This window comes from Saccharopolyspora sp. NPDC000995 (assembly GCF_053599315.1).
In genome coordinates, this window is sequence record NZ_JBSFLZ010000070.1 from 22,941 (window position 1) to 35,666 (window position 12,726).

Consider the following 12,726-nt stretch of genomic DNA (forward strand, 5'->3'; position numbering starts at 1 on the left):
CTCGCGTGGGCACGACTCCCGATCAGGTCTGGAGCTGCCGCACCTCGTCATGGTTGAGTTTGGAGCAACTGTCAACAGCGAGTCGTCGGCCACCACAATGCGGATCCGGCGGCTCGGGCACCTTGCCAGCAGCCGGATGTTCATAGCCCAGGCGAGCGTACGGAAGAGGACATGAATCGGATCACGCGTCGTGGTTTGTTCTCCGGTGTGGCCGCGGCTGGTACCGGGGCGCTGATCGCGCCTGGTGCGCCGCGTGCCAGCGCACAGTCGACTCCCGCCGCTGGGCGGAGCGAGACCCAGGTCGTTGTTGTCGGTGCGGGATTGGCGGGGCTTACCGCCGCTCGCGAGCTGGTCGCCGCGGGGTGCGAGGTACTCGTGGTCGAAGCACGCGACCGTGTCGGCGGCCGTACCGTCAATCAAGCCGTGACTGCGCCGGGAGCCACTCCGGGCACGATCGTGGAGGTCGGCGGCCAGTGGGTGGGGCCGACACAGGACCGGGTACTCGGTCTCATCCAGCAGCTCGGCCTGGAAACGTTCAAGACCTACGACGCCGGCGATTATGCCGACTACCGCAACGGGAAACTGACCCGGTACGGCCACGTTTTTCCAGCGGATCCGCTAAAATTCGGATTGAACCGGGTTCCGCCCTCCGATCCGGTGGGCGCGGCAGAAGCCGCCGTCGCGATCCAGGAACTCGACGGGATGGCAGAGCAAGTTCCGCTAGACGCGCCCTGGACCGCGCGTGACGCACGTACCTTGGATGGCCAGACATTCGAAGACTGGATGAATCATAATCTTGTCCAGCCGGACGCGAAATCGCTGCTATCGCTGGTGATCAACGCGGTCCTTTCGGTCGAGCCTCGTGATGTGTCGCTGCTTCACGTGCTTTTCTACATCGCCTCCGCGGGCGGATTCGACCGGCTGATACGCACGTCCGACGGAGCCCAGGAATCCCGTATCATCGGTGGATCGCAGCGCATTTCGCTTGAAATGGCACGCGAACTCGCTCCCCGTGTCCTTCTGAACGCAGCTGTAACCAGAATCGACCAGGACGCGGCGGGCGTCAGTGTGCACGGCGACAACTTCAGCGTGCGCGCCAAGCGCTGTGTCGTGACCGCGCCGCCCGCGCTAGCCGCCCGAATCCGGTACACCCCACTGTTGCCAGGAACTCGTGAGCAGCTGACGCAACGCATGCCGATGGGCAGCGTGATCAAGGTGCAATGCGTTTATCCGACGCCGTTCTGGCGCGCCGCCGGACTGGCCGGACAAGTGACCAGCGACACGGGGCTCGTGCGAACCACGTTCGACAATTCGCCACCGGATGCGAGTGTGGGCGTGCTGCTTGGCTTCGTTGAAGGTGAACAAGGACGCTATGCTGATCAGATGCCCGCGGCACGCCGGCGTAGCGGCGTGATCGAATGTTTCACGCGGTACTTTGGTGAACGAGCCGCTGATCCGCTTGAATACATCGAGAGGAACTGGCTGGAAGAAGAATGGACGCGCGGCGGCTACGGGGGCGTGTTCGCACCGGGCACCTGGCTCGACTTCGGTAAGGCACTGCGCGCGCCTGTCGGCCACATTCATTGGGCCGGCACGGAAACTGCGACCATCTGGAGCGGTTACATGGATGGTGCGGTCAGATCCGGCGAACGCGTCGCGAAGGAAGTGACGAGCTCGTTGTGACGTGTCGCTGGCGACCGTCTTCGGGCTCCCGAAGCCGCTCGTCGGGCCGGAAAGACGCTCAAGCTCGTGGTAGTTCACTGGAAGTTGAGGAATTGCTCAACCAGGGGTGGGAACCGAATACGCCAGACCTGCGGTGCGGGTGAGGACGTCCAGCAGGCTGCGTTCGGGCAGCTGGTGGATCGCCGAGGGTTGCCGGCCGGCGCCCTTGCGGCGTTTGAGCACTGGGCGGTCGCCGTCCAGCATCAGGTCGGTGTTCGCCGGGAATCCGGTGTCCACGGCCGCAGCGGTGCGGGTCATCTCGTGCCGGTAGTGCGCCACCAGTTCGGCCGCGTCGGTTCTCACGTCGAATGGCAACTAGCCGTCCTCGACGGACTCGGCCCCGACCAGCGCAACGCCCTGCAGATCATGGTCGGCTTCAACGGCGACGTCGGCGGCATCGCGATGAGCCACGCGATGGAGAAGGAGTTCACCCAGGAAACCGGCTTGACCATCCAGCAACACCTCGACACCGACGAATCTGCGTTCCTGGCCCTGCTGCGACAGCGGCCACTACCCGAAACTGGCCGCCACCACCAACGGCATCGAACTCGACCTTGATGAGCTGTTCGAGTTCGGTCCGCAACGCCAACTCGACGGCATCCGGCACTACTAACCCGTCACTGATGGGTAACAACCGTTAGGCAGGCGCCACCAACCCCCGGGGACGGAAGAGCCGGATGTGGACAGCAAGTCCGAACCCGGGCTCCAGCAGGAGGGGTCAGCCCCGCGAGGCCATCAGATCGTCGAACGACGGGAAGCGCTCCGCGGTGTTGGTGTCGCAGAAATCGCCCACCCAACCGTCCTCGTCGTGGAAGAAGCGGATCGCCACGAAATCCGGGCGGGTGCCCATGTCGAACCAGTGCGTGGTGTTTGCCGGCACGCTCAGCAGATCACCCGCCTCGCACAGCACCGCGTACACCTTCTCGCCGATGTGCAGGTAGAAAACGCCCGCGCCTCGAGCGAAGAACCGGTCCTCGTCGTCGTCGTGGGTGTGCTCGGAGAGGAACTTCTCCCGGGCCGCTTCGGCCTGCTGGTCCCACTCCGGATCACCGTCACGCGGCGCCATCACCGCCGCGTCCACCTTGATGTAGCCTTCGGCGTCGATGACGGCGTCGACCTCGGTGTGATAGGCCGCCAGCACGTCCTCTGACGAGGCGTCCTCGGCCAGCTCCTTGAGCTCCCAACGCTCGAAGCGCACCCCGAACTGCTTGAGGACGTCCCCGATCTGCCTGGGGTCCTCGGTGCGCAACTCCACCGTGCCGGGATCGGTATCCGGCCACACGGTCAGCAACGTCATGCCACTACCTCCTGGAATCCGTTCGTGGCCAAGGTGAACTGGAACAGCCAGTCCAAGCATTCCGTGCGGTGCCTGGCCTGCTCCAGGTCCCGCCCCCACACGTACACGCCGTGGCGCGCCACGATCACCGCCGGCGTCGCGGCATCGAAACCCGTCTCGAACGCATCGCCCAACACACCCATGTCCTGGCTGTTGGGCACCACCGGGACTGTCATCACGTCGTCGTCGCGGCGCCCGAGACCCTTGAGCATCTCCAGATCCCGCAACACCACGCCGCCGGGCCAGCGCTGTCCGGCCACCACCGCCGAGAGCATGTGCAGGTGCACCACCGCGCCCGCCCTGGCCACCGCCGCGATCCTCGTGTGCAACCCCGCCTCGGCCGAGGGCCGCTGCGCGGGATTGGGCTGATCGGGCACGGCCTTCCCCGCGGCGTTCACGACCACCACGTCCGCAGCGGTCAGCTCGCCCTTGTCCAGGCCGCTGGCTGTCACCGCCAGCCGCAGCGGGTCCTGCCGCAACGTCACCGACAGGTTGCCGGAAGTGCCGCGCATCCAGCCCAGCCCCGCCATCCGCGCCGACTCTGCGGCCAGCGCTGCCCCGGCCCGCTCCAGCTCGCTGCTCACGCAATCACCTCAAGCTCAACATCGTTGAAAGTGGACGCCACCGGGTGCGGTCCGAAATCGGCGTCCGCGAACGGTTCCCCGGCGCGGGCCACGCCCACCGTCCGCCAGCCCGCCGCCGCGGCGGCGTCCAGCTCCGCGGGCACATCGGAGAAGAACACGATCTCGGCCGCCGTGGTGCCCAGCCCGTCAGCGATCGTCTCGTAGGAGTCGCGTTCCTGCTTCGGCCCGGCGTTGACCGTGTCGAAGTGATGCACGAAGAGCCCCCGCAGATCGCCGGACGTCGTGTTGGAGAACGACGCGATCTGCCCGGCCACCGAGCCGGAGGAGAACACCGCCAGTCCCAGGCCCCGGTCGCGCCAGGACCGCAGCACCGGCACCACATCGGCGAAGTAGTCGGTGGTCAGGACCCCGCGGGCGTAGCCGTCGGACCAGATCAGGCCCTGCAACGTCTTCAACGGGGTGGCTTTTCGATCGGCGTCCATCCAGCCGTGCAGCACCGCCACCACCTCGGCGGTGCCGGCCTGCTCACCCAGCCCGGCGTCGGCCTTGACCTGCGCGACGGCCTCGGCCACCACAGGATCGTCGGGGTGCGCGTCGATCCACGGCCCCAACCGCGGGCGCGCGTAGTCGTAGAGCACCACGTGCACCTGGCTGGTGGCGGTCAACGTCCCCTCGATGTCAAGTACGACCCACCGGGCCGCGACCTGCACGCTCACCGCGCCGTCCCCCGTTCCTCGCCCCAGTACTCGTGTACCCGCTCCGGCCCGAACGCGCCCCGGTCGGTAACCACGGTCGTCACGAACCGCGGATCGGTGATGTCGAAGGCCGGGTACAGCCCCCGAACCCGCTCGCTGGCGCTGCGCCGCCCCAGAGTGTGCAGCACCTCCTCGCCGTCGCGGAACTCGATCGGCACGTCCACGCCGGTGGCCGAGCGGGGATCCGGCGCGTGGCACAACACGTGGAATGGCACCCCGAAGGTGTGCGCGGCCACCGCCAGCTGCAGCGTCCCCACCTTGTTGATCACGTGACCGTCCATGGTGACCCGGTCGCTGGCGGTCACCAACGCGTCAATCTCGCCTGCGCGCATCAGCGACGCCGGCATGCCGTCGGTGACCAGCGTGGTGTCCACACCCATCTCCGCCAGCGTCTCGGCGGTCAACCGCCCGCCCTGCAGATACGGGCGGGTCTCGGTGCACACGAACGACGGCTTCTTGCCCGCCTTCAGCGCCGCCTCGACCAGCCCGACCAGGTACAGATCGCCCCAGCAGTGCGTCAGGATCCGCCCCCGCTCCGGTAGCAGCGCCGCACCGGCGCGCCCCATCTCGTGGCTACGCCGCCGGTAATCGGCGTCACCGGCCTGCGCGCCGGCGAGCGCCGCAGCGACGACGTCATCGCCGCCGGCGTCCACCGACGCCATGACCCACTCCACGGCCTTGCGCGGCTGGTCGTTGGTCGGCCTGGTGGCGACCAACCGGTCACCGGCGACCCGCAGCTGCTTGCGCGCGGCGTCAGGCCCCTGACCGGCTGCTTCCCGTGCGGCCAGCACCATGCCCCACAGCACCGCAAAGTACGGCCCGGAAGACTGGGTCACCATGTCCTCGATCGCCGCGGCGACCTCCTCGACCGTGCGGGCGTGCACCCATCGGTGCTCGAACGGGAACACCCGGCGATCCAGGATGTGAACCCCGTCCTCGGCCAGCCGCACGCTGTCGGCCAGCGTCGGCGACCCGGGATGTGCGGTAGGTGGCGGCATTCAGGTCCTCAGAAGTAGTCGTAACCGGTGAACAGGTCTTCACCGCCAGGGTATCGATTTCGGTCCACCCACCGGAGACGCGGGCGCGGTCGTAGCCGAGCCGGGCACGGCCGGTCTCCGGGCAGATGTCCCTGGGGTCGGTGGTGGCTTGGCGGTGCGGTCCGGGCCGGTGCTCGGAGAGGAACAGCGGGCCGGATTCGCGGCTGGCGATCAGGCGGGGCAGTTGGTGCGCGGTGTCGGTGCCCCAGGTGATCCACATGGTGTTGCGCATGACCGCGCCCTGACCAGGCGCGACCTCTGGCGAGCCAGGCCGGGCTACGCGGCCGGGCAGCCGGGGAACAGGGCGCGGGGTTCCAGGTCCAGCCGGGTGGTCGGGACCGTGTCGGGCGGGTCGAGGTCGAGCACCAGGTCGCCGAGCCGGCGGATGGTGTGCGTGATGTACGGGGTGATGGTGGCCAGGTCATCGTGGTCGACCGGGCACCCCCGGCGGCCAGCGCGTTCGCCGCGTCGGTGATGTCCAGGGCCGTCGAATAGATCGCGTATTCCTTGAACTTGATCAAGGTGGCGGAACGTGTGCGCGGCCGTCACTGTCCTATTTGGTCGGTCTGGGGTGGCTTGAGCGTGGGTATGCCGAGGTCCAGGGCGGGCTGGCGTTCACGCAGGTAGTCCACGAGCAGATCCCGGACGGGGCTGCAGCGCAGTTGAAAGCGGTCGATGAGCCCGGCCGGTGTTAGCTGGCCGGTAGGGCCGAGCTCTCGAAGCGTCGGCGGGGCCGGCGCGGTGATGGCACCAGCCGGTGGAGCATCCGGTAGAACACGGCGGCATGCCCGGTAGTCTTGATGTGCAAGTCCGACTTGACATCCAGCAGTTCCAGGGCGTCGCCGACGGTGATGTCGGCCAGCTGACCGCCTTTGGCAGCGATGATCAGTGCTCTCGGTGGAGAGTGTGACTCGCAGCGACTGGAGAGACGTCGGAATCGTTGTCGCAGAGTTTCCGCAGCCGGGCGAACCCCTCGGGGTCGCGGGACCGGGCGAGTTCACGGGCCAGGGTGCCTTGTCCAGTCGTCTTGGCCGCTGGCCAGCGCAGCGACGGGCGCAAGTAGTCGCCGCTGATCATGGAGACCACTGCCGAGGTCAGCGCGAACTTGTGCCACTCGGGCGGGTCGCCTTCGACAGCACCAGAGAGCACAAACACCTGGCGCCACGCCGTTTCGGCAGCCTCCGCGCCACTGGCCAGCCACCGCTGTTGCCAGGTTGTAGGAGGCGGGGTTCCATCAGCGGGCGAGGGCCGTGTCGAAGAGGCGATGGAGGTCGTCAGGTGCGAGGGCGTCGACCTCGACCTGGACGAGCGGGGCCGTGCTCAGCGACGAACCGTGGCGCGCGGGAGTCGGTGGCCTTTCCGGGCTGGGGCGGCAGATCGTATTCACGGACTTGCTCGGCGGTGAGGGCGACTCGTTCGGCGTGATCTCAGCACGCGGTCCTGGCGAGAAAGTCTCGTTCGAGGTCAAGGCGTCCCGGTAGCAGGCGCCGGAAAACCAACGCTTAGCTCGGGAGCGCTGGCTGCGGGCCGGATCCGGGGTCGATCGCACGGTTCGTGCTGAGTCCGGGGACGCACTCGTAGATCGTGGAGCGGGAGACGCCGAGCAGGCGGGCGATGGAGGCGACGGTGTTGTCGGGCTCGGCGAGCAGGGCACGGGCGTGGCGGACTTGCTCTGGGGTCATGGCGGGTGGCCGGCCGAGGCGCGCGCCGTTCGCATTCGCGGCGGCTAGGCCCTCGCGGGTTCGCGGATGAACTCGGCCGGGCGGCGAAGATGTGGAACACCAGGCGTCCACCGGGGGTGGTGGTGTCGAGGTTCTCGTGCAGTGAGGTGAACCCGATGCCGCGCTTACGCACCCACTGACCAGGGAGAGCAGATCGGCGAGGCTGCGGCCGAGGCGGGACAGCTCCAGGACGACGAGAGTGTCGCCTTCGCGGAGGCAGTCCAGGCACGCCCACCACTCCGGGCGTTCGGCGTTCTGGCCGGACAACTTTTCCTCGAAGACCCGGATACACCGGGCGCCTTGGAGAGCGTCGACCTGGCGGCGCAGGTTCTGATCCGCGGTGGACACCCGTAGCCGGCCCAGTGCTCCCGAAGCTACGGCCAGGTGCAAAGTAGATCGTTGTAGCTGGCCACAAGCTCTGCGTGGGCGGGATCGTTGCGGGTTATGCGGTTCTGCGGGGCGAGGTGCTTTGCGCTCATGAGGTGCGCGGTAGTGGGTTGGTCACTCGATCGTGTCGTGGCGGCTGCTGGGGAACAAGTCCGGTGCTACGCGGCTGGGGTTCGCGCTGGTGCTGAAGTATTTCGAGATCGAGGGCGAGTTCCCGCGCTACAGCGAGCAGGTGCCGGCGGCCGCGGTGGAGTTCATGGCCGGGCTGGTGAAGGTCGATTCGGCCGAGTTCGGCAAGTATTCCTTCGACAACCGCGCGGCGAAGTATCACCGCGGCCAGATCCCGGGCGGCGCTGGGTTTCGGCCGGCGACCGGCGACTGAGGACGACGGAGCGCGCTGGGTGCAGTGGCTAGCGACCGAGCAATGCCCGGTGGAGCAGAACCGGAACCGCCTCGAGGTGGCACTGCGGCGGCGGTGTCGCAGCGAGAATGTGGAACCTCCCAGTGAAGGCCAGATCGACCGGGTGATCGGCTCGGCGCTGCGTCAGCACGAGGCGGCGTTCACCGCGCTGATCGTGGAGCGGCTGGGGCCGGCACCGTGCGCGGCGATGCAGACGCTGCTGGAATCCGAGGGCCTGCTGGCGGAGGTGAAGGCGGGGGCCACTGGGTCTGGACACGCTGCTCGGTGAGATCGCGAAGCTGCGCACGGTGCGGGGGCTGGGGTTGCCGGAGTCGGTGTTCGCGGATGTGTCGGATCGGATGATCGCGGCGTGGCGGTCGCGGGCGGCGCGGATGTTCCCGTCGGATTTCGCCGAGTGTTCCGGACCGGTGCGGTACACGTTGCTGGCGGCGTTGTGCTGGGTGCGTCAGGCCGAGATCACCGATGATCTCATCCGGTTGCTGGTGGATCTGGTGCACAAGATCAACGCTCGTGCGGAACGGCGAGTGGAGAAGGAACTGCTCGGCGAGATGACGTCGGTTCCGGGGAAGAAAGGCATCTTCCTCAAGATGGTCAATGCGGTGCTCGAGCATCCCGACGAGCAGGTGCGGTCGGCGGTGTGGCCGGTGGTGCCCGGCGGGGAGAAGACACTGCGCAAGCTGGTCAAGGAGCTACTGGCCGGGAGCCGGGTGGTGCGCGAGCGGGTCCGTTACCAGCTGCGGGGTTCCTATACCCACCACTACCGGCGGATGCTGGGCCCGGTGCTGGCCGCACTGGATTTCCGGTGCAACAACACCACCTACCGGCCGGTGATGGACGCTATTGAGCTGCTGGGCACGTACGCGGCGGTGGACAGCAAGGTCAAGGTGTACGGCCCGGAAGACCGGCCGCCGATCGAGGGTGTGGTGCCCAGGGCGTGGCGGGACGCGGTCACCGACGAGGGCGGCCAGGTCGAGCGCATTTCCTACGAACTGTGCGTGCTGATCGCGTTGCGGGAGGCGCTGCGGCGCCGGGAGATCTGGGTAGCCGGAGCCGGGCGGTGGCGGGATCCGGAAGAGGATCTGCCGCGCAACTTCGAGGACAACCGCGATGTGCACTACGCCGCGCTGGGCAAACCGTTGCGGGCCCAGGGTCGACGACCTCAAGCGGCGGCACCAGGCCGCGTTGGACGCGCTGAACACCGCGATGGGCAAGGGGGACGACTGGCGGGGTGAAGATCACCGCCAGGAGCGGGCAGCCGTGGATCACCGTGCCGAAGCTGGAGAAACTCCCCGAACCGCAGAACCTCGCCGCACTCAAGGCGGAGGTGGCGCGGCGGTGGGGCACGATCGACCTGCTGGACATGCTGAAGAACACCGACCTGTTCACCGACTTCACGGCCGAGTTCGTGTCCGTGGCCACCCGCGAGGCACTGCCGAAGGATGTGCTGCGCCGCCGGCTGCTGATGTGCCTGTTCGCGCTCGGTACGAATGTGGGGATCCGTGCGCTGGTGGCCACCGGGCATCACGACGAGGACGAGGGCGCGTTGCGGCGGGTGCGGTCCAGCCACATCACGCGGGAGAACCTGCGACGGGCGATCGTGCGGGTGGTCAACGCGACGTTCGCCGCGCGGGATCCGCGCTGGTGGGGCAAGGCGACCACGACCGCGAGTGACTCGAAGCGGTTCGGGTCGTGGGACTCGAATCTGATGACGCGGTTCCACGCCCGGTACGGGGCGGGCGGCATCATGATCTACTGGCACGTCGAGAAGGGCCGGGTCTGCGTCTATTCCCAGATCAAGGACACCTCGTCCTCGGAGGTCGCCTCCATGATCGAGGGGTTGCTGCGGCACCGCACGGACGCGGAGATCGAGGCGAACTACACCGATACGCACGGCGCGAGCGTGGTCGAGTTCGCCTTCACCGAACTTTTGGGATTCCGGCTGATGCCGCGGTTGAAGAACATCGGCGCGATCAAGCTCTACAGCCCGGACGCGCCGGCGTCGGCGTGGCCGCAGCTGGCCAAGGTGATGGTGAACCGGCCGATCAACTGGGAGCTCATCGCCCAGCAGTACGACCAGATGGTCAAATACGCCACCGCGCTGCGGCTCGGGACGGCCGAAGCCGAGCAGATGCTGCGCCGGTTCACCAAGGGCGGCGGCCCGAAGAACCCCACCTACCTCGCGATGGAGGAGCTCGGTCGGGTGGTGCGCACGGTCTTCGCCTGCGAATTCCTGACATCGGAGGATCTGCGCCGGGAGATCCACGGCGGGCTGCAGGTGGTGGAGAACTGGAACTCCGCCAACGAGGTCGTCTTCTACGGTAAGGACGGCAAGCTCACCGGCGCCGATCAGGAGCATGTGGAAGTGTCGATGCTGGCACTGCATTTGCTGCAGTCCTGCCTGGTCTACATCAATACTCTGCTGCTGCAACGAGTCCTGGACGACCCGGAGTGGGCATCGAAACTGACCGAGGAAGACCGGAGGGCGCTCAACGCGCTGTTCTGGACCAACGTCAACCCCTACGGCCGGTTCCTGCTGGATATGGATTCCCGCCTGGATCTCGACCTGGCCGCGTAGCCGGGGTGGAGGTATCACGAACGTTCAGATGCCGATTCAGGCCGCGTAGCGGGTCAGCTCGTCGGATCGGCCCAGCGGGGTGTGCAGCAGCGCGGCGACGGTGTCGTGTGAGCGAGTGACGCCAAGCCTGCCCTGGCGCGGCGTCGCGGGCGGCGTGCAGTGCGGCCAGGGTCGGCACGCCGCGTAGACCCAGATCCGGAGATAGGTTCTCGCTCACTCGGTGGTTCCTTTTGTCCTGGCAGGCCAGCCCGGCCAACCTGCTACATTCGGACGATCCACCGCTAATCAGACACTCCGGGAAAGTTCATTGACCGCCCTTTTGTATATAACCGGCAACGATGCGTTCGGCCTCCTCCTCAGTCTGAGGCAGCAGCTCATCGATTTCTTCCATCAATTTGTCGTATTTTTCCGAGTCATGTGCAGTCGTTCGGGTAGTTTCACCCTGGACCGAGACCTGCTCGTCGTCTTGACGCTCGTGACGTGATTGTTGCTGCACCACAGGTGTTCCCCTTTTATCCGAGGCCAGGCGGGATTCATTGTTCGAAACATTCGGACACGAAGGAGTGGTTGCCTGCTGTAGCCAGAGTGTCGGCTACGGTTGATAACCACTGCATCAGCCTGTTTTGCGCACTGGGATGATCTGATTGTCTCGCAACGTCGAGCAAAGGCAGACCGAGTCGCGCCGCGAGCGCGATGCGCAGCTCGTGAACTGTCCAGGTCCAGGTCATGCGGTGCTGCCCATCGCGAATGACGATGACCCCACCGAGGTCGGGTAAATCATTGAGCAGAGTCGTGATCGCTGCCCGAGCCCTGCTAAACCGGGAAAAGAAGTCATGCTCGCGAAGACAATCGTCCCCGAACAAACTTGAGATTACCGGATCGTCGACGTGCCCGCAGAGCGCTCGATCCACGCGATGCAGGTAATCGGTTAAATGTTTCCGCAGCCAACAGATCTGGCGAGGACTGAAGATCACGATGGTACTGCCACCTTGGCGATCCCAGCTGATCAAATCACGTCTCACCTCCCCGCCGGTTCTCCCTGGGGTTCTCAACTCCAAGCATCGTCGACCAAGCGGCAGGCCTTACACAATAAATGGAGAGGAAAATTGCCCATAAAACAGCAGAAACTGCCTTTTCCTGCACTCATGTCGTCGCTCACGAGATTCCGTGAGCGCTGACACTCGCGAAGGACACCCGGTACGCGACGCGTGGCTGAACCAGCCCGACCCCGTGGTCAACGGCTCGCAGAACCCGGTCGGCTACTGCGAACTCCCCGAAGAACAACCCTTCCTGTACCGGCCGTGCGCCTGCGGATGCGGCAACGACACCGACCGCGACTTCCTGCCCGGCCACGAGATCCGCGCCATCCAGGCCCGCGTCCGCGCCTACTTCGGCGGCTCCCCACTCGCGCTCATCCACTTCCTCGACCAACACCACACCGACGCGACACCGGCCGGCGTCGCATGACGGGAATCCTGTGGTGGCTGATCGGCGGCGTGTTCGCCGTGGGGTTCGCAGCCTCCGCGCTGATCACCCGCCTGACCCGCGACCCCGTCCAACGGGCACAGCGCGCCGCGCTGCGGAAACTGTGGGCACTGGCCACACAACTGCCCACCGAACGGCTACTCACCGACCCCGCCACCGGGCAGCTCATCGGCATCGAGCGCCGCTTCGGGCTGCGCTGACTGGTCGTCACCGATCCACCACCCACCCGCGACGAGGCCGCCGGTGCACTGGTGACCATCTACGACATCGGCGGCTTCGGCCGACCCACACCACCATCACCACCACGCCAGGAACCCCGCACTCCCAGCGCCAACGACACACCCATCACCTGGAAACAAGCCAAGGAACTCCTGAAATTCAACGACGCCACCGGCGCGCTCAACACCAGCCCCACCGAACTCCTGACCCAACTCCGCCGGGCCCTCGCCGCGAAAACCAACCCACCACACTCGGGCGATCCACCGCTAATCAGACACTCCCAGCTACAACGATCTACTTTGCACCTGGCCGTAGCTTCGGGAGAACTGGGCCTAGCCGGTCCGCATGGTCCGGTCCGTATCGCGAACGCCCGACAGCCCGCGTTCCACCCTGCTCTGCTGGCTGGCCCTTTTACTGATCCGCATCGCTGAGACCCGCACAGCCACCACCTGGCCGACCCTGCGCGACGAGCTACAGCGACTTC

The 12,726-nt window shown here is 66.6% G+C and carries 19 protein-coding genes; 9 read left to right on the forward strand and 10 right to left on the reverse strand.

Annotation, left to right across the window (positions count from 1 at the left end; genetic code table 11):
• The first annotated feature begins 171 nt into the window (after positions 1-171).
• Positions 172-1,683 (forward strand): flavin monoamine oxidase family protein, encoded by a 1,512-nt coding sequence (locus ACWDKQ_RS21805; RefSeq protein ID WP_450140578.1) that lies wholly within the window; start codon positions 172-174, stop codon positions 1,681-1,683.
• A 96-nt stretch (positions 1,684-1,779) separates the two neighbouring features.
• Here ACWDKQ_RS21805 and ACWDKQ_RS21810 read toward each other — a convergent pair whose 3' ends face one another.
• Complete coding sequence (locus tag ACWDKQ_RS21810) at positions 1,780-2,025, reverse strand: hypothetical protein (protein ID WP_450140579.1); 246 nt, start codon at positions 2,023-2,025, stop codon at positions 1,780-1,782.
• Between ACWDKQ_RS21810 and ACWDKQ_RS21815 the strand changes: the two genes are divergently transcribed.
• The gene (locus tag ACWDKQ_RS21815; RefSeq protein ID WP_450140580.1) at positions 1,993-2,280 is read left to right on the forward strand and encodes a hypothetical protein; all 288 of its coding nucleotides are present in this window, start codon (positions 1,993-1,995) and stop codon (positions 2,278-2,280) included. The genes ACWDKQ_RS21810 and ACWDKQ_RS21815 overlap by 33 nt on opposite strands.
• A gap of 160 nt (positions 2,281-2,440) precedes the next feature.
• Here the strand turns inward: ACWDKQ_RS21815 and ACWDKQ_RS21820 are convergent, their stop codons facing one another.
• From ACWDKQ_RS21820 to ACWDKQ_RS21845, 6 genes are all read right to left on the reverse strand, one after another.
• Positions 2,441-3,019 carry a 1,2-dihydroxy-3-keto-5-methylthiopentene dioxygenase gene (locus tag ACWDKQ_RS21820; protein ID WP_450140581.1) on the reverse strand — a complete coding sequence of 193 codons (579 nt, stop codon included), beginning with the start codon at positions 3,017-3,019 and terminating at the stop codon, positions 2,441-2,443.
• Positions 3,016-3,642, reverse strand: a complete 627-nt coding sequence (gene mtnB / locus ACWDKQ_RS21825) for a methylthioribulose 1-phosphate dehydratase (protein ID WP_450140582.1) — start codon at positions 3,640-3,642, stop codon at positions 3,016-3,018. Before mtnB ends, ACWDKQ_RS21820 begins: the two co-directional genes overlap by 4 nt.
• Positions 3,639-4,358 carry an acireductone synthase gene (mtnC, locus tag ACWDKQ_RS21830; protein ID WP_450140583.1) on the reverse strand — a complete coding sequence of 240 codons (720 nt, stop codon included), beginning with the start codon at positions 4,356-4,358 and terminating at the stop codon, positions 3,639-3,641. Before mtnC ends, mtnB begins: the two co-directional genes overlap by 4 nt.
• A complete protein-coding gene (locus ACWDKQ_RS21835; RefSeq protein ID WP_450140584.1) occupies positions 4,355-5,395 on the reverse strand; it encodes a s-methyl-5-thioribose-1-phosphate isomerase in 1,041 nt (346 codons plus the stop codon). The genes mtnC and ACWDKQ_RS21835 overlap by 4 nt, the downstream gene beginning before the upstream one ends.
• Positions 5,396-5,710: 315 nt before the next feature.
• On the reverse strand, positions 5,711-5,983 hold the full coding sequence (locus ACWDKQ_RS21840) for a hypothetical protein (RefSeq protein ID WP_450140585.1): 273 nt from the start codon (positions 5,981-5,983) through the stop codon (positions 5,711-5,713).
• Positions 5,984-6,319: 336 nt separating this feature from the next.
• Positions 6,320-6,583 (reverse strand): hypothetical protein, encoded by a 264-nt coding sequence (locus ACWDKQ_RS21845; protein ID WP_450140586.1) that lies wholly within the window; start codon positions 6,581-6,583, stop codon positions 6,320-6,322.
• A gap of 167 nt (positions 6,584-6,750) precedes the next feature.
• Between ACWDKQ_RS21845 and ACWDKQ_RS21850 the strand changes: the two genes are divergently transcribed.
• Complete coding sequence (locus tag ACWDKQ_RS21850; RefSeq protein WP_450140587.1) at positions 6,751-6,915, forward strand: hypothetical protein; 165 nt, start codon at positions 6,751-6,753, stop codon at positions 6,913-6,915.
• 21 nt (positions 6,916-6,936) lie between these two features.
• Here the strand turns inward: ACWDKQ_RS21850 and ACWDKQ_RS21855 are convergent, their stop codons facing one another.
• Positions 6,937-7,545, reverse strand: a complete 609-nt coding sequence (locus ACWDKQ_RS21855; RefSeq protein ID WP_450140588.1) for a recombinase family protein — start codon at positions 7,543-7,545, stop codon at positions 6,937-6,939.
• A 121-nt stretch (positions 7,546-7,666) separates the two neighbouring features.
• On the opposite strand from ACWDKQ_RS21855, the gene ACWDKQ_RS21860 reads away from it, so the two are divergent.
• From ACWDKQ_RS21860 to ACWDKQ_RS21875, 4 genes are read left to right on the forward strand one after another with little or no spacing between them, the layout of a single operon-like run.
• Positions 7,667-7,924 carry a DUF4158 domain-containing protein gene (locus tag ACWDKQ_RS21860; RefSeq protein WP_450140589.1) on the forward strand — a complete coding sequence of 86 codons (258 nt, stop codon included), beginning with the start codon at positions 7,667-7,669 and terminating at the stop codon, positions 7,922-7,924.
• A 19-nt stretch (positions 7,925-7,943) separates the two neighbouring features.
• A complete protein-coding gene (locus tag ACWDKQ_RS21865; RefSeq protein ID WP_450140590.1) occupies positions 7,944-8,231 on the forward strand; it encodes a hypothetical protein in 288 nt (95 codons plus the stop codon).
• Positions 8,232-8,250: 19 nt separating this feature from the next.
• Complete coding sequence (locus ACWDKQ_RS21870) at positions 8,251-9,195, forward strand: hypothetical protein (protein ID WP_450140591.1); 945 nt, start codon at positions 8,251-8,253, stop codon at positions 9,193-9,195.
• The gene (locus ACWDKQ_RS21875) at positions 9,192-10,538 is read left to right on the forward strand and encodes a transposase (RefSeq protein ID WP_450140592.1); all 1,347 of its coding nucleotides are present in this window, start codon (positions 9,192-9,194) and stop codon (positions 10,536-10,538) included. The genes ACWDKQ_RS21870 and ACWDKQ_RS21875 overlap by 4 nt, the downstream gene beginning before the upstream one ends.
• 304 nt (positions 10,539-10,842) lie before the next feature.
• On the opposite strand, the gene ACWDKQ_RS21880 is transcribed toward ACWDKQ_RS21875, so the two are convergent.
• The gene (locus ACWDKQ_RS21880) at positions 10,843-11,037 is read right to left on the reverse strand and encodes a ubiquitin-like protein Pup (RefSeq protein WP_450140593.1); all 195 of its coding nucleotides are present in this window, start codon (positions 11,035-11,037) and stop codon (positions 10,843-10,845) included.
• Between the two features lie 34 nt (positions 11,038-11,071).
• Positions 11,072-11,548: a DUF2017 family protein gene (locus ACWDKQ_RS21885; protein ID WP_450140594.1), complete on the reverse strand. Its 477-nt coding sequence runs from the start codon at positions 11,546-11,548 to the stop codon at positions 11,072-11,074.
• Between the two features lie 157 nt (positions 11,549-11,705).
• On the opposite strand from ACWDKQ_RS21885, the gene ACWDKQ_RS21890 reads away from it, so the two are divergent.
• Both ACWDKQ_RS21890 and ACWDKQ_RS21895 read left to right on the forward strand, forming a co-directional pair.
• Positions 11,706-12,005: a hypothetical protein gene (locus ACWDKQ_RS21890; RefSeq protein ID WP_450140595.1), complete on the forward strand. Its 300-nt coding sequence runs from the start codon at positions 11,706-11,708 to the stop codon at positions 12,003-12,005.
• Entirely contained in the window at positions 12,002-12,223 is a 222-nt protein-coding gene (locus ACWDKQ_RS21895) for a hypothetical protein (protein WP_450140596.1), read from the forward strand. Before ACWDKQ_RS21890 ends, ACWDKQ_RS21895 begins: the two co-directional genes overlap by 4 nt.
• Positions 12,224-12,726 lie beyond the last annotated feature (503 nt).

Bases quoted from the DNA above. Each gene is read 5' to 3' on its own strand.
- ACWDKQ_RS21805 (WP_450140578.1), top strand. From the start codon at position 172: ATGAATCGGATCACGCGTCGTGGTTTGTTCTCCGGTGTGGCCGCGGCT.
- ACWDKQ_RS21820 (WP_450140581.1), bottom strand. From the start codon at position 3,019: ATGACGTTGCTGACCGTGTGGCCGGATACCGATCCCGGCACGGTGGAG.
- ACWDKQ_RS21835 (WP_450140584.1), bottom strand. From the start codon at position 5,395: ATGCCGCCACCTACCGCACATCCCGGGTCGCCGACGCTGGCCGACAGC.
- ACWDKQ_RS21895 (WP_450140596.1), top strand. From the start codon at position 12,002: ATGACGGGAATCCTGTGGTGGCTGATCGGCGGCGTGTTCGCCGTGGGG.